The organism is Streptomyces sp. 3214.6, assembly GCF_900129855.1.
GTDB classification, from domain to species: Bacteria; Actinomycetota; Actinomycetes; order Streptomycetales; family Streptomycetaceae; genus Streptomyces; species Streptomyces soliscabiei.
On the sequence record NZ_LT670819.1, the window covers coordinates 7403379 to 7427782 of the forward strand.

23 protein-coding genes are annotated in these 24404 nt (G+C 71.1%); 13 read left to right on the forward strand and 10 right to left on the reverse strand.

What is annotated here, in order from left to right; translation table 11 throughout:
- Window positions 1–94: 94 nt before the first annotated feature.
- A complete protein-coding gene (locus B5557_RS33480) occupies window positions 95–907 on the reverse strand; it encodes a chitosanase (RefSeq protein ID WP_079662972.1) in 813 nt (270 codons plus the stop codon).
- Window positions 908–1012: 105 nt separating this feature from the next.
- Here B5557_RS33480 and B5557_RS33485 point away from each other — a divergent pair, with 105 nt between their 5' ends.
- On the forward strand, window positions 1013–1735 hold the full coding sequence (locus B5557_RS33485) for a vWA domain-containing protein (protein WP_079662973.1): 723 nt from the start codon (window positions 1013–1015) through the stop codon (window positions 1733–1735).
- An 85-nt stretch (window positions 1736–1820) separates the two neighbouring features.
- Window positions 1821–3485, forward strand: coding sequence for a cytochrome bc1 complex cytochrome b subunit (qcrB, locus tag B5557_RS33490; protein ID WP_079662974.1), 1665 nt, complete (start codon window positions 1821–1823; stop codon window positions 3483–3485).
- 33 nt (window positions 3486–3518) lie between these two features.
- Here qcrB and B5557_RS33495 read toward each other — a convergent pair whose 3' ends face one another.
- A complete protein-coding gene (locus B5557_RS33495; protein ID WP_079662975.1) occupies window positions 3519–4091 on the reverse strand; it encodes a TetR/AcrR family transcriptional regulator in 573 nt (190 codons plus the stop codon).
- A 117-nt stretch (window positions 4092–4208) separates the two neighbouring features.
- Between B5557_RS33495 and B5557_RS33500 the strand changes: the two genes are divergently transcribed.
- A complete protein-coding gene (locus B5557_RS33500) occupies window positions 4209–4700 on the forward strand; it encodes an FBP domain-containing protein (RefSeq protein ID WP_079662976.1) in 492 nt (163 codons plus the stop codon).
- A gap of 2 nt (window positions 4701–4702) precedes the next feature.
- Here B5557_RS33500 and B5557_RS33505 read toward each other — a convergent pair whose 3' ends face one another.
- Together B5557_RS33505 and B5557_RS33510 are read right to left on the reverse strand one after the other, a co-directional pair.
- Complete coding sequence (locus tag B5557_RS33505) at window positions 4703–5656, reverse strand: acyl-CoA dehydrogenase family protein (RefSeq protein WP_079662977.1); 954 nt, start codon at window positions 5654–5656, stop codon at window positions 4703–4705.
- Window positions 5656–6795: an acyl-CoA dehydrogenase family protein gene (locus B5557_RS33510; protein WP_079662978.1), complete on the reverse strand. Its 1140-nt coding sequence runs from the start codon at window positions 6793–6795 to the stop codon at window positions 5656–5658. Before B5557_RS33510 ends, B5557_RS33505 begins: the two co-directional genes overlap by 1 nt.
- A gap of 46 nt (window positions 6796–6841) precedes the next feature.
- Here B5557_RS33510 and B5557_RS33515 point away from each other — a divergent pair, with 46 nt between their 5' ends.
- From B5557_RS33515 to B5557_RS33525, 3 genes are read left to right on the forward strand one after another with little or no spacing between them, the layout of a single operon-like run.
- Entirely contained in the window at window positions 6842–7627 is a 786-nt protein-coding gene (locus B5557_RS33515) for an SDR family oxidoreductase (protein WP_079662979.1), read from the forward strand.
- A gap of 15 nt (window positions 7628–7642) precedes the next feature.
- Window positions 7643–8257, forward strand: coding sequence for a TetR/AcrR family transcriptional regulator (locus B5557_RS33520; RefSeq protein WP_079662980.1), 615 nt, complete (start codon window positions 7643–7645; stop codon window positions 8255–8257).
- A 41-nt stretch (window positions 8258–8298) separates the two neighbouring features.
- On the forward strand, window positions 8299–9456 hold the full coding sequence (locus tag B5557_RS33525; RefSeq protein WP_079662981.1) for an acetyl-CoA C-acetyltransferase: 1158 nt from the start codon (window positions 8299–8301) through the stop codon (window positions 9454–9456).
- Between the two features lie 63 nt (window positions 9457–9519).
- Here B5557_RS33525 and B5557_RS33530 read toward each other — a convergent pair whose 3' ends face one another.
- From B5557_RS33530 to B5557_RS33545, 4 genes are read right to left on the reverse strand one after another with little or no spacing between them, the layout of a single operon-like run.
- Window positions 9520–10569, reverse strand: coding sequence for an NAD(P)H-dependent flavin oxidoreductase (locus B5557_RS33530; RefSeq protein WP_079662982.1), 1050 nt, complete (start codon window positions 10567–10569; stop codon window positions 9520–9522).
- Window positions 10569–11282, reverse strand: coding sequence for a CoA-transferase subunit beta (locus B5557_RS33535; protein ID WP_079662983.1), 714 nt, complete (start codon window positions 11280–11282; stop codon window positions 10569–10571). The genes B5557_RS33530 and B5557_RS33535 overlap by 1 nt, the downstream gene beginning before the upstream one ends.
- Window positions 11279–12115, reverse strand: coding sequence for a CoA transferase subunit A (locus B5557_RS33540; RefSeq protein ID WP_079662984.1), 837 nt, complete (start codon window positions 12113–12115; stop codon window positions 11279–11281). The genes B5557_RS33535 and B5557_RS33540 overlap by 4 nt, the downstream gene beginning before the upstream one ends.
- The gene (locus tag B5557_RS33545) at window positions 12112–12915 is read right to left on the reverse strand and encodes an enoyl-CoA hydratase family protein (protein WP_079662985.1); all 804 of its coding nucleotides are present in this window, start codon (window positions 12913–12915) and stop codon (window positions 12112–12114) included. The genes B5557_RS33540 and B5557_RS33545 overlap by 4 nt, the downstream gene beginning before the upstream one ends.
- A gap of 55 nt (window positions 12916–12970) precedes the next feature.
- Here B5557_RS33545 and B5557_RS33550 point away from each other — a divergent pair, with 55 nt between their 5' ends.
- Together B5557_RS33550 and B5557_RS33555 are read left to right on the forward strand one after the other, a co-directional pair.
- On the forward strand, window positions 12971–13711 hold the full coding sequence (locus B5557_RS33550; protein WP_079662986.1) for an SDR family oxidoreductase: 741 nt from the start codon (window positions 12971–12973) through the stop codon (window positions 13709–13711).
- Window position 13712: 1 nt separating this feature from the next.
- On the forward strand, window positions 13713–14618 hold the full coding sequence (locus B5557_RS33555) for an SDR family oxidoreductase (RefSeq protein ID WP_079662987.1): 906 nt from the start codon (window positions 13713–13715) through the stop codon (window positions 14616–14618).
- Between the two features lie 12 nt (window positions 14619–14630).
- On the opposite strand, the gene B5557_RS33560 is transcribed toward B5557_RS33555, so the two are convergent.
- Entirely contained in the window at window positions 14631–15524 is an 894-nt protein-coding gene (locus B5557_RS33560) for a hypothetical protein (RefSeq protein ID WP_079662988.1), read from the reverse strand.
- Between the two features lie 80 nt (window positions 15525–15604).
- Between B5557_RS33560 and B5557_RS33565 the strand changes: the two genes are divergently transcribed.
- From B5557_RS33565 to B5557_RS33585, 5 genes are all read left to right on the forward strand, one after another.
- Complete coding sequence (locus B5557_RS33565) at window positions 15605–15964, forward strand: chorismate mutase (protein ID WP_079662989.1); 360 nt, start codon at window positions 15605–15607, stop codon at window positions 15962–15964.
- 197 nt (window positions 15965–16161) lie between these two features.
- Window positions 16162–18642, forward strand: a complete 2481-nt coding sequence (pepN, locus tag B5557_RS33570; protein ID WP_079662990.1) for an aminopeptidase N — start codon at window positions 16162–16164, stop codon at window positions 18640–18642.
- A gap of 208 nt (window positions 18643–18850) precedes the next feature.
- Window positions 18851–20230, forward strand: coding sequence for a pyridoxal phosphate-dependent decarboxylase family protein (locus B5557_RS33575; RefSeq protein ID WP_079662991.1), 1380 nt, complete (start codon window positions 18851–18853; stop codon window positions 20228–20230).
- Window positions 20227–21690: a lysine N(6)-hydroxylase/L-ornithine N(5)-oxygenase family protein gene (locus B5557_RS33580; protein WP_079662992.1), complete on the forward strand. Its 1464-nt coding sequence runs from the start codon at window positions 20227–20229 to the stop codon at window positions 21688–21690. Before B5557_RS33575 ends, B5557_RS33580 begins: the two co-directional genes overlap by 4 nt.
- Before the next feature lie 58 nt (window positions 21691–21748).
- Window positions 21749–22528, forward strand: coding sequence for an inositol monophosphatase family protein (locus tag B5557_RS33585; RefSeq protein ID WP_079662993.1), 780 nt, complete (start codon window positions 21749–21751; stop codon window positions 22526–22528).
- Here B5557_RS33585 and B5557_RS33590 read toward each other — a convergent pair.
- On the reverse strand, window positions 22525–24339 hold the full coding sequence (locus B5557_RS33590; protein WP_079662994.1) for a bifunctional metallophosphatase/5'-nucleotidase: 1815 nt from the start codon (window positions 24337–24339) through the stop codon (window positions 22525–22527). The two genes, B5557_RS33585 and B5557_RS33590, sit on opposite strands and share 4 nt — an antisense overlap.
- Window positions 24340–24404: the final 65 nt, after the last annotated feature.

The following is a 24404-nucleotide window of genomic DNA, read 5'->3' on the forward strand; positions in this document are numbered from 1 at the left end:
CATACGTCCCGTACAAAGGCGTACGGAACACAGACGGCGCCTGCCCAACAGTCCCCGACCGGACGACCGGGCAGGCGCCGCCGCATGTCCCGAGTCAGGGCACCCGGTAGGTCTCCCCGTACACCTGCCACCGCAGTGGCGGACGCAGATCCAGGTTGCCCTCGTGGAGGAAGCGGCGCTGGGTCGTGTCGACGCGCGAGGTGTCGATGCCGGGGTGCCGGGTCAGCATGGCGCGGCGGCGGGCGTCGAGGAAGGCGTTGAGGTAGACGGCCTCGTCGCCGCCCTGCGCGGGGGTGCGGGCCTGCTGCATCGCACGGGCGCGGATGCCGTCGAAGCTGGTCGGGCCCGTGCCGGGGCCGTGGAAGACCAGCGCGTCGTAGTAGATGAACTGGCCCAGCGCGCCCAGGCCGTCCGCCCGGCCGCGGTGCACCGCCGGGTCGAAGTAGACACGGTCGCGCTCGGCGTCCTGGGCCGCGCGGAAGGCGGGCACCGTCGACTCCGCCCGCCAGGCCGCCGGGAACCCCGGGTCCAGACCGGCGTGCGAGGCGGTGCCGTCGACCCGGCGCAGCGCCGGGAGGTAGCGGGCGAGGGCGTTGCCCGGATGCGCCCGGGTGTAGTCCTCGACGAGGGTGAGCAGGTCGTGGGTGCCGGTGCAGAAGCCGATCAGGCCCGCCGTGTAGCCCTGGCCGTCGCCGATGTCCTCGACATAGCCGTATGCGGCGCGCCAGTTGAGGGTGCCGTTCTCGGCGGTGGCCACGATCTGCTGGGCGAGTTCCTTCTGCGCCGGGGCGGCGAGGCCCGGCGGGGTGACCAGGACACCGGGCGTCGGCTGGGCGGGCTGTGCGGGAGCGAGGAGGTACACCGTCGACGCTACGGCGGCGCAGACCAGGGCGGCGGCACGTTTCATGCCGCACACTTTAAGGCCGGAATGTCGCGTTCCTTGTCATTCCATACTCATGCATGGCCGAATGAACAAAAGGGCGAACCAGGTGGGTGTGGGAGGCTGTGCGCCATGGTCGCGATCAGTCTCACCAAGGTGCAGGAGACGGCCCCCGCGCTGGTCGATCTGTACAAGAGCGCCGGGGTTTCCCTCGTCAAGCACGGCCTCGACGGGCAGCGGGCCGCCGTCTACCTCGTCGTCGACTACTCGGGGTCGATGAAGCCGTACTACCAGGACGGCAGCGTGCAGGCGCTCGCCGACCGGGTGTTGGGGCTGTCCGCGCACCTCGACGACGACGGCCGGGTGCCGGTGGTCTTCTTCTCCACCGACGTCGACGCCGTCACCGACATCGCCCTCGCCGACCACCGGGGGCGGGTGGACCGCATCGTGGCCGGGCTCGGACACATGGGCAGGACCAGCTACCACCTCGCCATGGACGCCGTCATCGACCACTATTTCGACAGCGGCTCGACGTACCCGGCGCTCGTCGTCTTCCAGACCGACGGCGGCCCCATCAACAAGCTCGCCGCGGAACGCTATCTGTGCAAGGCGTCGAAGCTGCCGCTGTTCTGGCAGTTCGTCGGCTTCGGCGACCGGGGCAGCAAGCAGTTCGACTTCCTGCGCAAGCTCGACGAGCTGCCCGTGCCGGGGAAGCGGGCGGTCGACAACGCCGGGTTCTTCCACGCCGGTTCGGATCCGGCGAAGGTGACGGACGCGGAACTGTACGACCGGCTCGTGGGCGAATTCCCGAAGTGGCTGGTGGCCGCCCGGGCAGCGGGGATCGTACGACCGTAGCCGCTCACCGGCTCCTGTCCGCACCGTTGGCTCGGCGGGCCCTTCGTGCCACTCTGATGTTGGTCCGACGGGGAGGCGGCGACGTATGAGTGACGGCCTGCGAACGGTGAACGAGGCTGCGGACAGCGGGAGTCCGAGGCCGAGGGGGGAGCCCGGCAAGGGCGAGAGGCTCGCCGACTGGGCCGACGGACGGCTGGGACTGTACGCGCTGGCGAAGGCCAACCTGCGCAAGGTGTTCCCCGACCACTGGTCCTTCATGCTGGGCGAGATCTGCCTCTACAGCTTTCTGATCCTCCTCCTCACCGGCGTCTACCTCACCCTGTTCTTCGAGCCGAGCAGCGCCGAGGTCGTCTACCACGGCTCGTACGTCCCGCTCAACGGCGTCACGATGACCAAGGCGTACGAGTCGACGCTCCACATCAGCTTCGACGTGCGCGGCGGGCTGCTGATCCGGCAGATCCACCACTGGGCGGCGCTGGTCTTCGTCACCGGCATGCTCGTGCACATGATGCGGGTGTTCTTCACCGGCGCGTTCCGCAAGCCGCGCGAGGTCAACTGGCTGTTCGGCTGGCTGCTGCTGTTCCTCGGCATCCTCACCGGCCTGACCGGCTACTCGCTCCCCGACGACCTGCTCTCCGGCACCGGCGTCCGGTTCGCCGACGGCGCGATCCTGTCCATCCCGATCGTCGGGACGTACATCTCGTTCTTCCTGTTCGGCGGGGAGTTTCCGGGCCACGACATCATCTCCCGGTTCTTCCCGATCCATGTCCTGCTGCTGCCCGGGATCATGCTGGGGCTCGTCGTCGCCCATCTCATCCTGGTGTTCTTCCACAAGCACACCCAGTACCCGGGGCCGGGCCGCGACCAGCGGAGCGTGGTCGGCATGCCGTTCATGCCGGTCTACATGGCGAAGGCGGGCGGGTTCTTCTTCCTGGTCTTCGGCGTGCTGGCGGTGATGGGCGGGATCGCCAGCGTCAACCCCGTGTGGGCGTTCGGACCGTACCGGCCGGACCTGGTGACGACCGGCGCCCAGCCCGACTGGTATCTCGGCTTCTCCGAGGGGCTGATCCGGGTGATGCCGGGATGGGAGATCAACGCCTGGGGCCACACCCTGGAGCTGGGCGTCCTCATCCCGTTCTCGCTGTTCCCGTTGATCCTGCTCGCCATCGGCCTCTACCCGTTCGTCGAGGCGTGGATCACCGGCGACAAGCGGGAACACCACATCCTCGACCGGCCGCGCAACGCGCCCGTGCGCACCGGCCTCGGCGTGGCCTGGCTGACCCTGTACGTGGTGCTGCTGATCGGAGGCGGCAACGACATCGTGGCCACGCATCTGCATCTGTCCATCAACTCGATCACCTGGTTCGTGCGGGTGTCCGTGTTCGTCGGGCCCGTCGTCGCCTTCATGGTGACCAAGCGGATCTGCCTCGGGCTGCAGCGCCAGGACCGGGACAAGGTGCTGCACGGCCGTGAGACCGGCCGCATCAAGCGTCTCCCGCACGGCGAGTACATGGAGGTCCACGAGCCCCTGGACCGGGCCCGGCTGTTCACCCTCACCCAGCACGAGCAGGCCCCGCCGTACGAGATCGGGCCGCTCGTCGACCACAACGGCGTGCGGCGGCCGGTCACGGTGTCCCAGCGGGTGCGGGCGCGGCTGGCGCGGGCCATGTTCGGTGCCGACAGCCACATCCCGAAGCCGACGCCGCAGGAGTACCGCGAACTGACCGACGGGGACGGGCACGGGCACTGAGTCGGCCGTACCCGTCGACCGGCCCCTGCTCGGTCATTCCTTGGGCGGCCAGGTGCGCAGCAGGGCGTCGAGGGCGTCGAGGATCCGGGTCCAGGTCTCCTGGGTGTCGGGGGCGCTGTGGCTGAAGCCGCCGCCGAGTTCCAGGCTGACGTAGCCGTGGAAGACGCTGCCCAGCAGGCGCACGGCGTGCGTCTGGTCGGGCTCGGTGAGGTCGTAGCCGCGCAGGATCGCCCGGGTCATGCGGGCGTGACGCCCGCCCGCGCTCGCGGCCGCCGCCTGCGGGTCGAGTCGCAGTTGGGCCGCGGCGTAGCGGCCGGGGTGCTCACGGGCGTAGTCCCGGTAGACGTCGGCCAGGGCCGTCAGGGCGTCCTTGCCGGCCCGGCCGGCCAGCGCTAGTTCGCCCCGGTCGGCGAGTTCCTCCAGGGCGAGCAGGGCGATCCGGGTCCTGAGGTCGTCGGAGTTCTTCATGTGCGAGTACAGGCTCGCGACCTTCACGTCGAAGCGCCGCGCGAGCGCCGAGACGGTCACCTGGTCGAAGCCGACCTCGTCGGCCAGCTCCGCTCCCGCCCGGACCAGGCGTTCCGTGCTCAGCCCTACGCGCCCCATGGCCGTCCTCCCGTTTCGATCACCGAGGCCACCCTGCCATGTCCTGAGGTGCCGCGCCGATCTGCCGACATCATTTAAGTGTTTGCCTAGGAGGCCTAGGCAAATTAGCCTGGGTCTATGAAGCCGTTGACCGAGCAAGAGATCCGTGCCGCGTTCGTGAACTGCACCAAGGGGGAGGCCAAGCGCCTTTCCGTGCCGCGCGACCTGGCCGAGCGGCCGTGGGACGACCTGGACTACCTCGGCTGGCGGGATCCCCAGGCCCCCGACCGGGCCTATCTCGCCGTCGAGCTGGACGGCCGGCTGAAGGCCCTGGCGCTGCGTTCCTCCGCCTCCGGCTCCTGGCAGACCCGACGCAGCATGTGCACGCTGTGCCTGACCACCCACTCCGGGGGCGTCTCGCTGATGGTCGCGCCGAAGGCGGGCCGGGCCGGTCAGCAGGGCAACTCGGTGGGTGCCTACATCTGCAGCGACCTCGCCTGCTCGCTGTATGTGCGCGGCAAGCGAGACGCGGGGGTGGGGGCGCGACTGCACGAGACGATCACGCTGGAGGAGAAGATCGAGCGCACCGTCGCGAACCTCGCCGGGTTCATCGCCAAGGTGACCGGCTGAGGCTAGGCGCGGCCGTTCAGTATCTCCGCCCGGCAGTCCTGCGGGGCGCCCCATGCCGTGCGCAGGGCGCGGGCCTTGGTGAGCCAGAGCGACAGGTCATACTCCGCCGTGTAGCCGATCGCGCCGTGCAGCTGGAGTGCCGCGCGCGCGGTCGTGTACGCCGCCTCGCAGGCGCTCGCCTTCGCGGCGGCGACATCCGCCGGCGCCATTGTGACGGCGGCGCCCAGGACCAGGGGCCGGGCGAACTCCAGCGCGATCTTCGCGTCCGCCAGCCGGTGCTTGACCGCCTGGAACGAGCCTATGGGCGCCCCGAACTGCACGCGCTGCCCCACATGGGCCACGGTCCGCTCCAGCAGCGCGAGGCCCACGCCCAGGGCCTGCGCCGCGGTGGCGAGGCGGGCCCAGCGCAGGGCGCGCCGCACGGGCGGGTCCGCGGCCAGGAGCTCACCGCCTGGCAGCAGGCGGGTCAGACGGCGGGCGGGGTCGAGCGACGGACGGACCGTGCCGTCGTGCCCGGGTGCGAGCCGGAGGCCGTCGGCGCCCAGGGCCAGATGCACGGCCGCCGCGTCACCGTCCAGCGCATACGCCCCCTCGTGCCCCACCGTCGCCATCGACTCGCCCGCGGCCAGCGCCGGGAGGAACCGCTCGGCGGGGCCCGGATCGGGCAGCAGGGCCGCCGCGGCCACCGTCTCCACCAGCGGACCCGGCACCGCGTGCCGCCCCAACTCCACGAAGGCGACGGCCAGTTCGACCGGCCGGAGCCCCAGCCCCTGGTGCGCCTCCGGGATCGCCAGGGCGAAGACGCCGGCCTCGGCGATCCGCGCCCACAGGGCCCGCCCGCTCGCCTGCTCGCCCCGGCTCCAGTCCCGTACGACCGAGGGCGTCGCGGCGGCCGTCAGCATGGCGTGGAGCGAGTCGGCGAACGCCCGCTGTTCGGTGTCCAGGAGGAAACGCATCAGCGGCGGCCCTTCGGCAGGCCGAGCAGACGCTCGGCGATGATGTCGCGCTGGATCTCGTTCGTGCCGGCGTAGACGGGTCCGGCGAGGGCGAACACATAGGCCTCGGTCCAGGCGGAGTCCGCCGACTCGCCCTCCTCGCCCAGCAGGTCGAGGGCCGTCTCCTGCAGCGCGATGTCGTACTCGGACCAGAAGACCTTGTTCAGGCTGGACTCCGGGCCGATCGACTCGCCGTCCAGGAAGCGGGACGCGGCCGCGTAGGCGAAGAGCTGGTAGGCGCGGGCGCCGGCCAGCGCGTCGGCGACCCGTTCCTGGGCCCAGGCGGGACGGCCCCTGTCCAGCCAGAGACGGTGGAGGCGGTCCGCGGCGGCGAGGAAGCGGCCGGGGGAGCGGAGCGTCAGCCCCCGCTCGTTGCCCGCCGTGGACATGGCCACCCGCCAGCCCTCGCCGGGCGCTCCGATCACGTCCTCGTCCGGCACGAACACCTCGTCCAGGAACAGCTCGGCGAACGCCGGCTTTCCGTCGAGGCGGCCGATCGGACGGACCGTGACGCCGGGCGCACGCAGGTCGAACATCACGTACGTCAGGCCCTGGTGGGGACGGGGGGCCGCCGGGTCGCTGCGGAACAGGCCGAACGCGCGGTCGGCGAAGGCCGCCCGCGACGACCACGTCTTCAGGCCGCTCAACCGCCAGCCGCCGTCCGCGCGGACCGCCCGGGAGCGCAGCGAGGCCAGGTCCGAGCCCGCCTCCGGCTCCGACCACGCCTGCGCCCAGACCACCTCGCCGGTCGCCATCGGCGGCAGCACGCGCGCGCGTTGTTCCTCCGTGCCGTGGTCGAAGAGGGTCGGCGCGAGCAGACTGACGCCGTTCTGGCCGACCCGGCCCGGCGCGCCCGCCGCGTAGTACTCCTCCTCGAAGACCAGCCAGCGGATCAGCCCGGCGTCCCGCCCGCCGTAGCGTGCGGGCCAGTTCACCGCCGACCAGCGGTCCGCGGCCAGTTCGGCCTCCCACGCGCGGTGCGCCGCGAAGCCCTCCCCGGTCTCCAGCGAGGGGAGCGGAGCGGACGGCACATGCGCGTGCAGCCAGTCGCGGGCCTCGGCGCGGAACGCTTCCTCGGCGGGCGTGAGGTCGAGATCCATGCGACACTCCTTCCCTAACAAGTGTTTGGTAGGTTAGCGTGGGCCTATGACAGGCGTCGAGAGCCCGGCGTACGAACCCGGGCACGGGCTGCTCAGCGGGCGCACCGCCGTCATCACGGCCGCCGCGGGCGCCGGGATCGGCGGGGCCACCGCGCGCCGCTTCCTGGAGGAGGGCGCGCGCGTGCTGATCAGCGACGCGCACGCGCGCCGGCTCAAGGAGCACGAGGCCCGGCTGGCCGGGGAGTTCGAGGGAGCGGTGGCGGCTCTCCCCTGTGACGTCACCGACGAAAGCCAGGTACAGGCCCTCTTCGACACCGCCGTACGGCTGCACGGCCGCCTCGACATCGTCGTGAACAACGCCGGTCTGGGCGGCACTTCGGACCTCGTCGACATGAGCGACGAACAGTGGTCCCGGGTGCTCGACGTGACGCTGAACGGCACGTTCCGCTGCACGCGGGCGGCCTTGCGGCTGATGCGCGGGACCGGCGGGGGCGTCATCGTCAACAACGCCTCCGTCATCGGCTGGCGCGCCCAGGCCGGACAGGCGCACTACGCCGCCGCGAAGGCCGGCGTGATGGCACTGACCCGGTGCTCGGCGATCGAGGCGGCCCCGTACGGCATCCGCGTCAACGCCGTGGCGCCCAGCCTCGCCATGCACCCGCACCTGGTGAAGGCGACCTCGCCCGACCTGTTGGAGGAACTGACGCGACGCGAGGCCTTCGGGCGGTACGCCGAGCCCTGGGAGGTGGCCAACGTGATCGTGTTCCTCGCGTCGGGCTACTCCTCGTACATGACGGGCGAGGTCGTCCCCGTCAGCAGCCAGCACGCCTAGGACGACAATGGACCCGTGCCTCCTACGAAGAAGAAGCCCCAGGTGACCGCCGCGCCCGCGCGCCGCGCCGAACTCCTCGACACCGCCGCCGAGGTCTTCGCCGAGCAGGGCTACAACGCCACCACCGTGCGCAAGATCGCGGATCACGCGGGCATGCTCGCGGGCAGCCTCTACTACCACTTCGACTCCAAGGAGTCGATGCTGGAGGAGATCCTGCGCACCTTCCTCGACGAGCTGTGGGGCGGCTACGACGCCGTGCTCGCCGCCCGCCTCGGCCCCCGCCAGACCCTGGAAGCCCTGGTCACCGAGTCGTTCCGGGAGATCGACCGGCACCGCGCCGCCGTCGCGATCTACCAGAAGGAGAGCAGACAGCTCGTGGCGCAGGAACGGTTCGCGTTCCTCGCCGACTCACAGAGCCGGTTCGAGAAGGCGTGGCTGTCCACGCTGGAGCGCGGGGTCGCCGAGCAGGCCTTCCGTGCCGACCTCGACGTCCGGCTCGCCTACCGGTTCGTCCGCGACACGGTGTGGGTCGCCGCGTCCTGGTACCGGCCCGGCGGGCAGCACAGCCCCGAGGAGATCGCCCGGCAGTACCTGTCGATGGTGCTGGACGGGATCGCCGTACGTGAATAGCCGATTCAACCGCCCTTTCCGGTTCCAGCGAGGGAGTCGCCATGGCCGAGGCCTACATCGTCGAAGCGGTCCGCACGCCCGTCGGGCGGCGCGGGGGAGGACTCGCCGGCGTGCATCCGGCGGACCTCGGCGCCCATGTGCTCAAGGAACTGGTCGCCCGCGCGGGCATCGACCCGGCGGCCGTGGAGGACGTGGTCTTCGGCTGCCTGGACGCGGTCGGGCCGCAGGCCGGGGACATCGCGCGGACCTGCTGGCTGGCCGCCGGGCTGCCCGAGGAGGTGCCGGGCGTGACCGTGGACCGGCAGTGCGGCTCCTCACAGCAGGCCGTGCACTTCGCCGCGCAGGGCGTGCTGTCCGGGACGCAGGACCTGGTGGTCGCGGGCGGCGTGCAGAACATGTCGCAGATCCCGATCGCCTACGCCACCCGGCAGGCCGCCGAGCCCCTCGGCTTCACCCAGGGCCCCTTCGCGGGCAGCGAGGGCTGGCGCGCGCGGTACGGGAACCGGCCCGTCAACCAGTTCGCCGGCGCCGAGATGATCGCCGCCAAGTGGGGCATCAGCCGGCAGGACCAGGAGGAGTTCGCGCTGCGCTCGCACCGGCGGGCGGTGCGCGCGCTCGACGAGGGCCGGTTCGCGCGGGAGACCGTGGCCTACGGGGACGTCCTCGCCGACGAGGGACCGCGCCGGGACACCTCCCTGGAGAAGATGGCCGCCCTGAAGCCCGTCATCGACGGCGGCACCGTCACCGCCGCCTGCTCCTCCCAGGTCTCCGACGGCGCGGCGGCCCTGCTGCTGGCCTCGGAGCAGGCGGTACGGGAGCACGGGCTGACGCCCCGCGCGCGTGTGCATCACCTCTCCGCGCGCGGCGAGGACCCCATCCGCATGCTGACGGCTCCGATCCCGGCCACCGCACACGCCCTGAAGAAGACCGGCCTGTCGATCCACGACATCGACCTCGTCGAGATCAACGAGGCGTTCGCGCCAGTCGTCCTGGCCTGGCTGAAGGAGACCGGCGCGGACCCGGAGAAGGTCAACGTCAACGGCGGCGCGATCGCCCTCGGCCACCCCCTCGGCGCGACCGGCGCGAAGCTGATGACGACCCTGCTGCACGAACTGGAGCGCACAGGCGGCCGCTTCGGTCTCCAGACCATGTGCGAGGGCGGGGGCCAGGCGAACGTGACGGTCATCGAGAGGCTCTGACGGTCACCGAGAGGTTCTGACAGTCACCGAGAGGTTCTGACGGTCACGGAGAGGCTCTCACGGTCATCGTGGGGGCGTGAGCCGCTCCCGGACCTGTTCCGCCTCCTTCATGATCCGTTCCACCAGCTCCGCGCACGACGGCAGGTCGTCGATCACCCCGGCGACCTGCCCCGACGCCATCACCCCCAGGTCCGTACGGCCCTCCACCATCGCGGATCTGAGCAGCATCGGGGTGTTCGCCGCGAGCAGCACCTGGCTCCACGTCAGGTCCCTGCCGTGCCGCATCGCCAGCCCGTCGTGGACCAGCTGACGCCAGGTCAGCCCTGACAGCCTCCGGAAGCCGGCCGCCCGCCGGACCGCGTGCACCAGGGCTCTCGCGCGCAAGGAGTGCTCCAGCGAGGCCACCAGGTCCGTGCGCAGCATGCGATGCGGCAGGCCGTCGACCGCCCGTGTCACCGTCACGTCCCTGACGGTCGCCGCCAGATAGCGGGCCTTCACCGCGTCCGGCACCGTCGAGTCCGACGTCAGCAGGAACCGCGTCCCCATCGCCACGCCCGCCGCCCCGTACGCCAGCGCCGCCACCAGCCCCCGCCCGTCGAAGAAGCCGCCCGCCGCCACGACCGGGATGTCCACCGCGTCCACCACCTGCGGCAGCAGCACCGTCGTCGCCACGTCGCCGGTGTGTCCGCCGCCCTCGCCGCCCTGCACGACCACCGCGTCCGCCCCCCACGCGGCGACCTTCTCGGCGTGCCGGCGGGCGCCGACCGAGGGGATCACGACGACCCCCGCCTCCTTGAGCTCGGCGATCAGCTCGGGGGAGGGGGCCAGCGCGAAGGACGCGACCCGCACCCCCTCGTCGACGATGATCCGCACCCGGTCGCCGGCGTCCGCCGCGTCCGCGCGCAGATTGACCCCGAACGGGGCGTCGGTGCGGGATCTGACCTCCTGTACGGCCTCCCGCAGCCCGTCGACCGTCATCGTCGCCGAGCCCAGGACGCCCAGCGCCCCCGCGTTCGCCGTAGCCGACACCAGGCGCGGTCCCGCCACCCACCCCATCCCGGTCTGCACGATCGGGTGGCGGACCCCGACCAGCCGGGTGAGCGCCGTCTCCATCAGGCGGCGACCTCCCGCGCGCGGGCGGCCCCCGGATCGAGCACCTCACGGATCAACCGCAGCTCCTGTGCCGTCGGTTCACGGGTGTACGGCACCTCGTCCGGGACCACCAGGTCGAAGCCCGTCGCCTCCCGGACCTGCCCGACGCTCACCCCGGGATGCAGCGAGGCCAGCCGCATGCGGTGGTCGGGGGTGGCGAAGTCGAAGACACCGAGGTCGGAGACGACCCGCGGAATGCGGTGATGGCGCGCGCCGGCCGCACGGTCGTAGCCGACCCCGCACACCATGTCGACCCGCTCGACGAAGACTCGCCGGGAGTGCCTCGGGATCCAGTAACTCGTCGGGTTGTTGAGGGTGTTGACCGGCGCGCCCCGCACCCCCAGCAGCTGCCGCTTCGGCTTCGCCCAGTCGCCGATGCAGGAGATGTTCTGGTTGCCGTAGCGGTCGAGCTGGCTCGCGCCCATCATCACGTGCCGCCGCCCCCCGGTGACGAGGGCCAGATGCTGCCGGTACGGCAGCCAGCCCTCGACGCTGCCGTCGGGGCGGACGATCATCGCCTCGCCGTCGGTGAGGAGCAGGTCCGGCGCGAACGTGAGCCGGGCCAGCCGGGCGCCCACGGACGGGATCAGGCCCATCGGGGCGGCCAGGATCTCGCCCGCGCCGCGCCAGGCCTCGGCACAGGCGATCACGCAGTACTCGGCACGCGTGGTCATGCGTCCTCCCCGGCCGTCGACTGGTACGCCTGTTCGTCCCCGGCCAGATGGCGGGCCGCGAACTCCGGCCAGGGCGTGCTCGCGTACCGCTTCTGGAACGCCTCGTCGCGGCCGTAGTCGGGCGCGCAGGACGTGAAGTGCGCCCCGTTCGGCGCCTCCACGACCCCCGTCACCGTGTGCCGCTTGATCAGCAGCGACTGCGGCGGCCCCTGCTTCGTCAGCTCGGCCGTGTCGACGATCCGCTCGCACGACACATAGGCCGCGTCCGCCGCCTCGCAGAACAGGTCGTCGAAGTACGGGTCCGGGCCCAGGTACTGCCCGTTGCCCAGCCGGTCGGCCCGGTTGACGTGCACCAGGGCCGCGTCCAGCCGCAGGGCGGGCATGGCCACGAACGTCTCCCGGTCCTCGTACGGCGACGTCACCGTCCGCAGGCCCGGGTTGACCCGCATCACGTCCGAACCGAGGCCCGCCCGCACCGGCAGGAACGGCAGTCGGTGCGCGGCCGCGCGCAGACCCCACATGAACATCGCCTCGTCGACCTCCGTCAGTTCGAAGGCCCCACGCTCGCGCGCCGCGCGGTAGTGAGGTTCGAGGGGGATCGAGTCGAGGGTGACGAACGCGGCCACCAGCTTGCGGATCCGCCCGGCCGCGGCGAGCATCCCGACGTCCGGACCGCCGTACGAGACGATCGTGAGGTCGCTGATCTGCGACCGCAGCAGCGCCCTGACCAGGGCCATCGGCTTGCGGCGCGAGCCCCAGCCGCCGATGCCGAGGGTCATGCCGCTGTGCAGCCGGGACACGACCTCCTCGGCGGTCATCGTCTTGTCACTCACCCGAGCCCCCCTCCTGCCTGTCCTTGCCCGTCCTTGCGTTCCTTGCCTGCCTTGGCTTCGTCGGCTTCCTTGCCGAACGTGTCGCGGACGCGGTCGGCCACCCCGCCGACGCTCGCCTCGTAGGTGAAGCCCTGCTCGAAGCGGTAGCTGCGGCGCACATCGACCGGGTCGATGCCGTTGAGAGCGGCCTTGGCCAGGCGCAGCAGCTCACCGTCCTTCGCGGCGATCTCGCCGGCCAACACCAGGGCGGCCGCGCGCAGTTCCGCGCGCGGCACCACCCGCCACACCGAGCCGTGCGCGTGCAGCTCGGCCGCCGTGACCGTGCGCGCGGTGTAGTACAGGGCGCGCAGGAGGTGCTGGGGGACCAGCCGGGCCAGGTGGGTGGCCGCGCCCAGGGCGCCCCGGTCCAGCTCGGGCAGCCCGAACACGGCGTCCTCGCTCGCCACGACCACGTCCGCGTTGCCCACGAGTCCGACGCCGCCGCCCAGGCAGTGGCCGTGCACGGCCGCGACCACGGGCACCTCGCACTCGTACACCGCGGCGAACGCCTCGTAGCAGCCGCGGTTGGCGCCGATCAGCGCGCTCGGGCCGTGTGCCTGGATCTCCTTGATGTCGACGCCCGCGTTGAAGCCGCGGCCCTCGGCCGCCAGCACCACACACCGCGTCCCCGGATCACGGCCCGCCGCGCGCACCGCGTCGGCCAGCGCGAACCAGCCGCTCACCGGCAGCGCGTTGACGGGCGGAACGTCAACGGTGACAAGAGAAATCCCCTTTTCGGGGGACGAGGTGGAGACACCCATGGAAGCATCAGCTACCTTTCCACCAAACGTTTGTTAGGTTGAAAGGTAGCAGCGAATGGAGCTGGACGGGAAGGTCGCCGTCGTCACCGGTGGCACCCGCGGAGTGGGCGCCGGGATCGCGCGCTCCCTCACGCGTGCGGGCGCCGAGGTCGTGGTCTGCGCCCGCCGGCCGCCCGAAGTCCCGGTCGAGAAAACCGAGTTCGTGCCGTTGGACGTGCGCGACGCCGACGACGTACGGCACTTCTTCGCCGGACTGCCCCGACTCGACGTCCTCGTCAACAACGCCGGCGGCGCCCCCTACCGCCCCCTCGCGCAGGCCGACGCCGAACGGCACGCGCGCGTGATCGAACTCAACCTCCTCGCCCCCCTGACCGTGTCCCTCGCCGCGTACGACCACCTCAAGCGCGCCCAGGGCTCGGTCGTGATGATCGGCAGCGTCAGCGGCAGCCGCCCCTCGCCCGGCTCGGCCGCCTACGGCGCGGCCAAGGCGGGGCTGGAGAACCTCGCACGGTCCATGGCCGTGGAGTGGGCCCCGCAGGTGCGCGTGAACACCCTGGTCGTCGGCATGGTCCACACCGAGCTGACCCACCTCCACTACGGCGGCGCGGACGGCGTCGACGCCGTCGCCCGCACGGTGCCGCTCGGCCGGCTGGCCACACCGTCCGACGTCGGAGCCGCAGCCGTCTTCCTCGCCTCCGACGCGGCCGCCTACATCAGCGGAGCGAGCCTGCTCGTGCACGGGGGAGGGGAGCGGCCCGCTTTCCTCGACGCCGCAACTGCCAACAAGGAGACGTGAGATGAGCGGAATCTGCGACGGGCGGGTCGTCGTCGTCACCGGCGCGGGACGCGGCCTCGGGCGCGCGCACGCGCTCGCCTTCGCGGCGCAGGGCGCGCGCCTGGTCGTCAACGACCTGGGAGTCGGGCTGGACGGCACCCCGGGCGCCGACAGCCCGGCCGCCCGCGTGGCCGAGGAGATCCGTACGGCCGGCGGCGAGGCCGTCGCGCACGGAGGGGACATCGCCACCCCCGAGGGCGCCGCGTCCCTCGTCGCGACCGCCCTGCAGACGTACGGCCGCCTCGACACCCTCGTCAACAACGCCGGCTTCCTGCGCGACCGGATGCTGGTCAATCTGGACGAGGACGACTGGGACGCGGTCGTCCGTGTCCACCTCAAGGGCCACTTCCTCACCCTGAAACACGCCGCCGCGCACTGGCGCGCCGAGGCCAAGGCGGGCCGCGCACCGGCCGCCCGGATCGTCAACACCAGCAGCGGCGCCGGGCTGCTGGGCTCGGTCGGGCAGGGCAACTACAGCGCCGCGAAGGCCGGGATCGTCGCGCTCACGCTGGTCGCGGCCGCCGAACTCGCCCGCTACGGCGTCCAGGCCAACGCCATCGCACCCGCCGCCCGCACCCGGATGACGGAACGGACCTTCGCCGAGACCATGACCGCCCCGGAAACCGGTTTCGACGCCATGGCCCCCGACAACGTCTCCCCCCTCGTCGTCTGGCTCGGCTCCGCCGCGAGCGAGGGCGTCACCGGCCGCGTCTTCGAGGCGGAGGCCGGCCGGATCACCGTCATGGACGGCTGGCGCGCCGGCCCCACCGCCGACAAGGGCGCACGCTGGGACCCGGCGGAGGCGGGGACGGCCGTACGCAAACTGCTGACGGAGGCGGAGCCACCCGGGGCCGTGTACGGAGCGTAGGTGTACGCACCGCTAAGTGTCGCACTCCAGCACCGTGCGGCACAGTCCGCACCGCGCCCGGACCCGCCCCCGCACCGGCACCCGGATCCGCTGATGGCAGGTCGGACACGGGAACGTCACCCGCAGCGGCCCCGGCGGATCCGGAGCGAAGGCGTACGCGGTGTCCGGGGCCCCCGCGGACCGGTGGTCCTGGGCGTGCCGGCGATCGCGGGCGTAGCGGCGCCGGCCCGCCCAGCCCGCCGCCGTCAGCGGAGGCTGCCGCGCGTCATGAAGCGCCCGCTCCATGCCCCGCCCGTACGCCGTGTACGCCTGCGCGCTGGTGAACCACACCGACGGATCCTCACCGAACACCAGCGACCGCTTCGCCAGCACGTACCCGAACTCCTCCGGCGTCAGATACCCCAGCTTCTGCGAGGACGCCCCGTCCTCCCGGTACGCGTCCAGCAGCAGCCAGCCCGCCCCCAGATACGTCGTCGCCGTGTCGGTGAGGATCTCGTTGTCCCGCATCCCCGGGAACGACAGACCCACCCGATGCAGATAGACGTGCATGATCTCGTGCGCCAGCGCCGCGCCGATGTCCCGCCGATGCCCGCGGAACCGGTCGTTCAGCTCCACGAAGTACTCGGGACCCGCCGTGAGCTCGACATTCGCCGCATGCTCCATCTCCCGGAAAGCGACGATCATCCGGGCGTCCGGCAACCGGAAGTGCCGCACCAGCTCACGGGCCACCCGCTGCGCCCCCAGATGCAGATCGTCGGTGTCGCAGAACGCCACGTCCACCGGAGGCACACTGGTCGCGAACTGGTGGATGGTGTCGTACGACAACCGCCGGTACAGCGCCGTGACAGCCGTCCGTACCGTCTCCAGATGCGGATAACCGTGCTCGACCGGTCCGCCGTCCGCCACGCCCGCACCCCCAAGAGGCCGTGCACCCCAGTACACCCGGTTCCACTGTACGAGGACACGGCGCACTAGGGTGATCGCCCATGACCACCAGCAACACCCCCGGCCCCGCAGCCGACGACGTCGACCCCGCCGTCCGCGAGGAGCTCGCCCGGCTCCGCGACAGCATCGACAACATCGACGCCGCCGTCGTCCACATGCTCGCCGAACGCTTCAAGGCCACCCAGCAGGTCGGCCACCTCAAGGCCCGCCACCAGCTGCCGCCCGCCGACCAGGCCCGCGAGGCCCGCCAGATCACCCGGCTGCGCACCCTCGCCGAGAGCGCCAAGCTCGACCCCGCGTTCGCCGAGAAGTTCCTCAACTTCATCATCGCCGAGGTGATCCGCCACCACGAGCGCATCGCCGAGGACACCGTCAACGGCTCCACCGCCTCCTCGAGCTGAACCCACGGGGCGTGCGGACGCCGTCCGTGAAGGCGACCACACGCACCGTGAGTACGCCCGGTACGCCCCGTGAGCACCCACCGCCGGCACGCCGGGGCCCTCGTACGACGCGACAGCGCCCCGGCGCGAGAAGGGACATAGGGCGCGTACCGATCCGCCCCTGTGCCCGGCCTGCGGTATCAGGCAGCATGTCGTGCATGTCCGTACTGACGCGCGACGAAGCGCTAAGCCGTGCCAAGCTCCTCGACGTCCACCGCTACACCATCGAGCTCGACCTGACGACCGGCGACGACACCTTCGAGTCCGTCACCGTCATCGGGTTCGCCGCGCGCGCCCACGGGGACACCTTCGTCGAGGTCAGGCCTGCCACACTGCACTCCGTCACCCTCGACGGAGAGCCCCTCGACCCGGAAACCCTGGACGACAACCGGCTCCCCCTGAACAACCTCACCGCCGGCGACCACGAACTGCGCATCCGGGCCGACATGCGCTACTCCCGCACCGGCGAGGGCATGCACCGCTTCACCGACCCCACCGACGGCGAGACCTACCTCTACACCCAGCTCTTCATGGACGACGTCCAGCGCGTCTTCGCCGCCTTCGACCAGCCCGACCTCAAGGCCGTCTTCGACCTGTCGGTGAAGGCCCCCGAGAACTGGACCGTCCTCGCCAACGGCATCACCGAACACCTCGGCGAAGGCCGCTGGCAATCCGCCCCCACCCCGCTGATCTCCACCTACCTCGTCGCCGTCGCCGCCGGACCCTGGCACTCCGTGCGCACCGAACACCGCGGCCTGCCCTTCGGCATCCACTGCCGCCGCTCCCTCGCCCCCCACCTCGAAGCCGACGCCGACGAACTCCTCGACATCACACGCGCGTGCTTCGACCGCTACCACGAGAAGTTCGAGGAGCCCTACCCCTTCGACTCCTACGACCAGGCGTTCGTCCCCGAGTTCAACGCCGGCGCCATGGAGAACCCCGGCCTCGTCACCTTCCGCGACGAGTTCGTCTACCGCTCCGCCGTCACCGACACCGAACGCCAGACCCGCGCCATGGTCATCGCCCACGAGATGGCCCACATGTGGTTCGGCGACCTCGTCACCCTCACCTGGTGGGACGACATCTGGCTCAACGAGTCCTTCGCCGAGTACATGGGCTACCAGACCCTCACCGAAGCCACCCGCTTCACGGACACCTGGACCGACTTCGGCGTCGTCCGCAAGGCCTGGGGCTACGACGCCGACCAGCGCCCCTCCACCCACCCCGTCGCCCCCGAGAACGTCGACGACAACGCCTCCGCCCTCCTCAACTTCGACGGCATCTCCTACGCCAAGGGCGCCTCCGCCCTGCGCCAACTGGTGACCTGGCTCGGCGAGAAGGACTTCCTGGCCGGCATCAACACCCACTTCGCCCGCCACAAGTTCGCCAACGCCACCCTCGCCGACTTCATCGACTCCCTCGCCGCCCACACCGACCGCGACGTCCACGCCTGGGCCGACGCCTGGCTGCGCACCACCGGCGTCGACACCCTCACCCCCACCCTCAGCGGCTCCAACGGCGACCACACCCTCACCGTCGTCCACAAGGGCAGCCGCCCCCACCGCATCGCCGTCGGCCTCTACGACCTCGACCTCGGCGACGACGGCCCGCTCACCCTGCGCGAACGCCTCGACGTCGACATCCCGCAGAGCACACCCCAGCCCATCGGCAAACGCCCCGCCCTGCTCCTCCTCAACGACGGCGACCTCACCTACACCAAGATCCGCTTCGACCCCGCCTCCTTCGACACCCTCCGCACCCGCCTCGCCGGCCTGCCCGACCCGCTCACCCGCGCCGTCGTCTGGAACGCCCTGCGCGACGCCGTCCGCGACGGCGAACTCGCCCCCAGCGCCTACCTCGACGCCGCCCGCGCCCACCTCCCGCAGGAAACCGACCTCGCCCTCGTCCAAGGCGTCCTCGCCTTCGCCTCCGCACAGGTCGCCGACCGCTACCTCACCCCCCAAGAACGCCCCACCGCCCTCGCCACCCTGTCCGCCCTCTGCCGCGACCTCATCCGCCGCACCGAGGACGGCGACCACCCCGGCCTGCGCCTCATCGCCGTACGCCACTTCATCGACGTCGCCGCCCACCCCGACACCATCGCCGCCTGGCTCGCCGACGGCACCGTCCCCGGCGGACCCGAACTCGACCCCGACCTGCGCTGGCGCGTCCTCGCCCGACTCGCCGTCCTCGGCGCCACCGACGAGAGCGCCATCGCCGCCGAACTCGACCGCGACCCCTCCGCCACCGGCCAGGAAGGCGCCGCCCGCTGCCGCGCCGCCCTCCCCGACGCCGACGCCAAGGCCACCGCCTGGGCCGCCATGTTCGAGGGCGACGACCTGTCCAACTACCTCTTCACCGCCACCGCCCAAGGCTTCTGGCAGCCCGAACAGAGCGACCTCCTCAGCGAGTACGTGCCACGCTTCTACCCGGACGCCGTCGCCGTCGCCGCCCGCCGCGGCCCCGCCGTCGCCGACGCCGCGGGCCGCTGGGCCTTCCCCGCCCACGCCGTCGACGCCGACACCCTGAGCCTCGGCGAGGCCTGCCTCACCGACGCCGACCCCATCCCGGCCCTGCGCCGCAAACTCACCGACCAACTCGACGACCTCGCCCGCGCATTGCGCGTACGACAGGCGTAGCACCCGACGCCCGAACGAAGCCGATCAGGCCGAACGAAGCCGATCAGGCCGATCAGGCCGATCAGGCCGAAAGAGGGTACGGAGGCCCGCAAGCCCCCGTACCCTCTTTCGGGTTCCGATTCCCGGGCTTTTCGGGCGTGCCGCCGCCATCCCCGACAAACTGGAACTCCCCCCTGCGGACATCCACCCCGCGCCCCGGAGGAGTCCCGTGAGCATGCCGCCCCTCGCCTCAGGCCCCCAAGGCCCCGACGCCCTGCGCCCCTTGCTCGCAGCCGTCCTCGACGCCCTCGACACCGGCCACCGCACACGCGGCGGACCACTGCCCGCAGGCGGACCCCACGCCGTCGCCGCACGGATGCGGGACGCGGTGGGAGACGTCCTCCCCGAACACGGCGACCCCGGCGCCCTGCCCGCCCTCGTCCACGCCCTCGCCGAAGGCGCCGCCGACCCCGCCGACCCCCTCTGCGCCGCCCACCTGCACTGCCCACCCCTCGCCGTCGCAACGGCAGCAGACCTCGCGGTCTGCGCCCTCAACCCGTCCCTGGACTCCTGGGACCAGGCACCGGCAGCCTCTGAGCTGGAGACCCTGGTGACCCGGCAACTCTCCAAAGAGGTCTACACGGACGCCCCACCCGCCCCCACCCCCGACGCCCTGATGACAACCGGCGGCACCGAATCCAACCAACTGGCCCTCCTCCTCGCCCGCGAGATCCTCGGCCCCACCGTCCGCCTCGTCTGCGGAGCCAACGCCCACCACTCCCTCACCCGCGCCGCCTGGCTCCTCGGCCTGCCCGCACCCGTCGTCGCCCCCACCCCCACCGGCACCCTCGACCCCGCCGCCCTCGACGCCGCCCTCACCACCCTCCCCGGCCCCCACCTCGTCACCGCCACCGCCGGCACCACCGACGCCGGACTCATCGACCCCCTCCCCGACATCGCCGCCGTCTGCCACACCCACCGCGCCCGCCTGCACATCGACGCCGCCTACGGCGCAGGCCTCCTCTTCAGCGACCGCCACCGGCACCAGCTCACCGGCCTGAGCGCCGCCGACACCGTCACCCTCGACCTGCACAAACTCGGCTGGCAACCCATCGCCGCCGGACTCCTCGCCGTCCGCGACCACCGCGACCTCACCGCCCTGCACCACCACGCCGACTACCTCAACGCCGACGACGACACCCAAGCCGGCCTCCCCGACCTCCTCGGCCGCTCCCTGCGCACCAGCCGCCGCCCCGACACCCTCAAGATCGCCGTCACCCTCAAAACCCTCGGCCGCACCGGCCTCGGCGCCCTCGTCGACCAGGTCTGCGCCCACGCCCACCACCTCGCCGACCTCATCACCGCACACCCCCGCCTCGAACTCCACGCCCCACCCACCATCAGCACCGTCCTCTTCCGCCCCACCGGCGCCACCGACAACACCGTCGCCGAAATACGCCGCCGCCTCCTCACCGACGGCCACGCCGTCCTCGGCCGCGCCCACCTCGACGGACGCCTCTGGCTCAAGACCACCCTCCTCAACCCCCACACCCGCCCCGACGACCTCGCAGCCCTCCTGAAACTGGTAGAAGGAAACACCCCCACATGAGCACGCCACCCCCCACCACGCCCCCACACCCCGCCACCGACACCCCCCGCGACCTCGTCGGCATCGGCATCGGCCCCTGCAACCTCTCCCTCGCCGCCCTCGCCCAGCCCCTCACCCAACTCGACACCGTCTTCTACGAACAACGCCCCCGCTTCGACTGGCACCCCGGCCTCCTCATCGACGGCGCCCGCATCCAGGTCCCCTTCCTGGCCGACCTCGTCACCCTCGCCGACCCCACCAGCCCCTGGAGCTTCCTCAACTACCTCAAAGCCCACCACCGCCTCTACCCCTTCTACTTCGCCGAGCGCTTCCACACCCACCGCGCCGAATACGACACCTACTGCCGCTGGGTCGCCGACAACCTCCCCGGCCTCCACTTCCGCCACCACGCCGACGCCGTCCGCTGGAACCCCGAACGCGACGTCTTCGAAGTCGACTTCACCCAACTCGACACCGACGGCGAAGCCGAAGCCCTCGGCCGCACCCACACCAAGAACATCGTCATCGGCATCGGCACCGAACCCCACATCCCCGACGCCCTACGCCCCCTCGTCGACACCCCCGGCGTCCCCGTCATCCACGCCACCGACTACCTCACCCACCGCGACACCCTCCTGACCGCCGGCCACATCACCGTCGTCGGCTCCGGACAGTCCGGCGCCGAGATCTTCCTCGACCTCCTGCGCCACCGCCCCACCGGCCGCGAACAACTCCACTGGATCGGCCGCACCGACGCGTTCGCCCCCATGGAGTACTCCAAACTCGGCCTCGAACACTTCACCCCCGACTACACCCGCTACTTCCACGCCCTCCCCGAAAAAACCCGCGACCGCGTCGTCGGCACCCAATGGCAACTCCACAAAGGCATCGAAGCCGACACCCTCGCCGCGATCCACGACGAGCTCTACCGCCGCACCCTCCACAACGCCTGGCCCGACGCCGTCCTCACCCCCGGCGTCCGCGTCCGCACCGCCGGCCGCATCGCCACCACCAAAATCGAACTCCACCTCGAACACATCCAGCAGAACACCCGCACCCGCCTCACCACCGACGCCGTCGTCCTCGCCACCGGCCACCGCGAACGCCCCCTCGACCACCTCCTCGCCGGACTCGACCCCTACATCCGCCGCGACAACAGCGAACGCCCCCGCATCGACGAACACTTCCGCCTCATCCTCGACCCCTCCGTCACCGCCACCGGCTGCAACGTCTACGTCCAGAACGCCGAACGCCACACCCACGGCGTAGGGGCCCCCGACCTCGGCCTCGCCGCCTGGCGCAGCGCCACCATCCTCAACACCCTCACCGCGAAAGACACCTACCCCCTCCCCACCCGCACCGCCTTCACCACCTTCGGCCTCGAACCCTCCGTACCCCGCCAGGCACACCACACCACCACCACCACCACCATCACCACCACCGGCACCCGACGTGGCACCTTCGTACCCCTCAAAGACTGACCCGTACCATGACCCCGAACGCCCGGCACGACACAACAACGGCGGCGGTGGACAACACATGGACCGCGAACTGACCATCGCAACCGAACTCGCCGCCTGGGCCTCGGAACGCATCCGCCGCCCACGCACACCCGACGACGCAAGCGACATACGCCAAAAAGCCGGCCCGGCCGACATCGTCACCGCCACCGACGAAGCCATCGAAACCCACGTCCGCACCGTCCTGCGCCGCGAGTTCCCCGCCTACGGCATCGAAGGCGAGGAACACGGCGTCCACAAAGGCACCCCCGGCGCCCCGCACTGGCTCATCGACCCCGTCGACGGCACCACCAACTACGCCCACGGCCTCGGCTGGTGCTCCTTCTCCCTCGGCCTCGCCACCCCACACAGCGAACCCCTCCTCGGCGTCGTCGCCGACCCCTGGCGACAGGAGATCTTCACCGCCACCCGCGGCGGCGGCGCCCACCTCAACGGCCACCCCATCCACGCCGCCAACCACACCACCCTCACCGGCCACGTCTTCCTCACCGAATGGGCCGCCCACGCCCACTGGCCTGGCATGGACGACCTCCTACGAGAACTCGCCGCCCGCCACTGCACCGTACGCATCATGGGCTCCACCGCACTCTCCCTCGCCCAGGTAGCCGCCGGCCGCGCCACCGCAGCCGCCATCGGCGAATTCCACCCCGTCGACGGCCTCCCACCCCTGCTCATCGCAACAGAGGCGGGAGCCGTGGCAACCCCCCGACTCCCGCCCTACAACACCCCGCTGCTGCTCACCGCACCAAGGGCCGCCGACGAAGCGACAACCCTCTGGCAGCAAACCGTCCTGGCCTAGAACACCGGCTTACCGTCCCGCGTCAGCTTCCAGTCGACCGACGCGAAGTCCTTCGGATCCAGCACACCCTTCGCCGTCACCCACTCCGAGATCCGCGTACGGATCTCCGTCGACTCCGACCACAACTCCTGCGCCGACGCCACATGCGGGAACGCCCCACCACCATTGGCCCGATAGTTGTTCACCGCCAGCACGAACTGCTGCGCATCGTCCAACGCCACACCGTTGTACGTCAGGTTCCTGATCCGCGAACCCACCGCCTGCGCGATGTCGATCTCGTACCCCAGACCCGACACATAGTCGTAGTTGTAGTCCGGACGCCCCGCCGCGTTCGTCAGCTTCTCCGTGTCCACCACCGCATCCGCCGCCGTCTGCACGAAATACTGCGCCGAGTACTCCAGGTACGCACGCACCTGCGCACCCGTCAGCAACTTCGCCACCAGCGTGTTGTCATACACGTACAGGCTCGACAGATCCCGGATCGTCACCTTCCCGGCCGGAATCTCCGACGTCCGCGAGAACGGCGAAGCCTGCGCGATCACCGGCAACGACGCATACGACGTACCGGCCAACGCCGCCTTGACGACATCCTCCTGCACCTTCGTGATCAGATCGATGATCGGAGCGTCCTTGTACCGCGCCTCGACCGTCGTCAACGTCTCCGTCGCCGTACCCACCACCTGGTTGACATACGCCACGACCTTCGCGTGTTCGTCACCCAGCAACTTCGTGATCTTCGGGTCGTCCGCCACCGAGTTCGAGTTCAACACCTTCGACGAAACCGACTCGACTTCCCACCTCCCCCTCTGGAACACCAACCCGACGTCGAACACCGACAACCGCTCCGCATAAGCCAACGGCTCCGACAACACGACCGTCTTCCCGGTCTTCGCGTTCGTGACCTTCAGCTCCGGAATCTCCACATGCGCATGCCCCACCAGAACCGCGTCGATGTCCGGCACCTGCTGCGCCACCAACGCCGCCGAATTCTCCACATACGGCAACTGGTCACCGTACGACGACGTGCCCGACGAGCCCGAATGCGCCGACACGATGACCACATCCGCACCCAGCGACTTCAGCTTCGGCACCCACTTCGCCGCCTGCTCCTCCAGCCCCGGAAACGCCAGCTTGCCCTGCACATAAGCCTTGTCCCAGATCGCGATACCCGGGTTCGTCAGACCCAGTACCGCCACCTTCACCGGCGGCGCACCCTTCACACAGAACGTCTTGATGACGTACGGAGGGAACGCCGGCCTCAGCGTCTTCGCGTCCACCGCGTTCGCGCCCAGCAGCGGAAAACGCAACTGCGACTCGAACTTCCGCAGCGTCTCGATGCCGTAGTTGAACTCGTGGTTGCCCAGCGCCGCCGCGTCATACCCGATCGCGTTCATCGCCTGCGCCATCGGATGCACCGGACCACCCTTGGCGGTGATCGGATCCACCTTCGCGTAGTAGTACGTCAGCGGCGTGCCCTGAATCGTGTCGCCGGCGTCCAGCAGCAGGACGTTCTCGCGCCCCTTCTCCGCACGGATCCGGTTCACCAGCGTCGAGATACGTGCCAGCCCCTGCGCGTTGCCCGCGGCGTCCTTGTACTCCGCGTCCTTGAAGTAGTCCCAGTTGAAGACATGACCGTGCAGGTCCGTCGTCCCCAGCACCGTCAGCGCATACCGCTTCGGCTGCCTGACCGGCCTCGCCGGCGCCTTCGCCTCCGCGGCCTGCGCCGACGGAGCCGCAGCCGCACTCGCGACCGCCACCCCCGCCCCGGTCACGGCGGACTTCTTCAGGAACTTCCGACGGTTCAACGGCATGTCTCGTACTCCTCGGGGAATGGTCAACAACGCGCGTAGATTCTGACCCGCCCACGACCGACCGC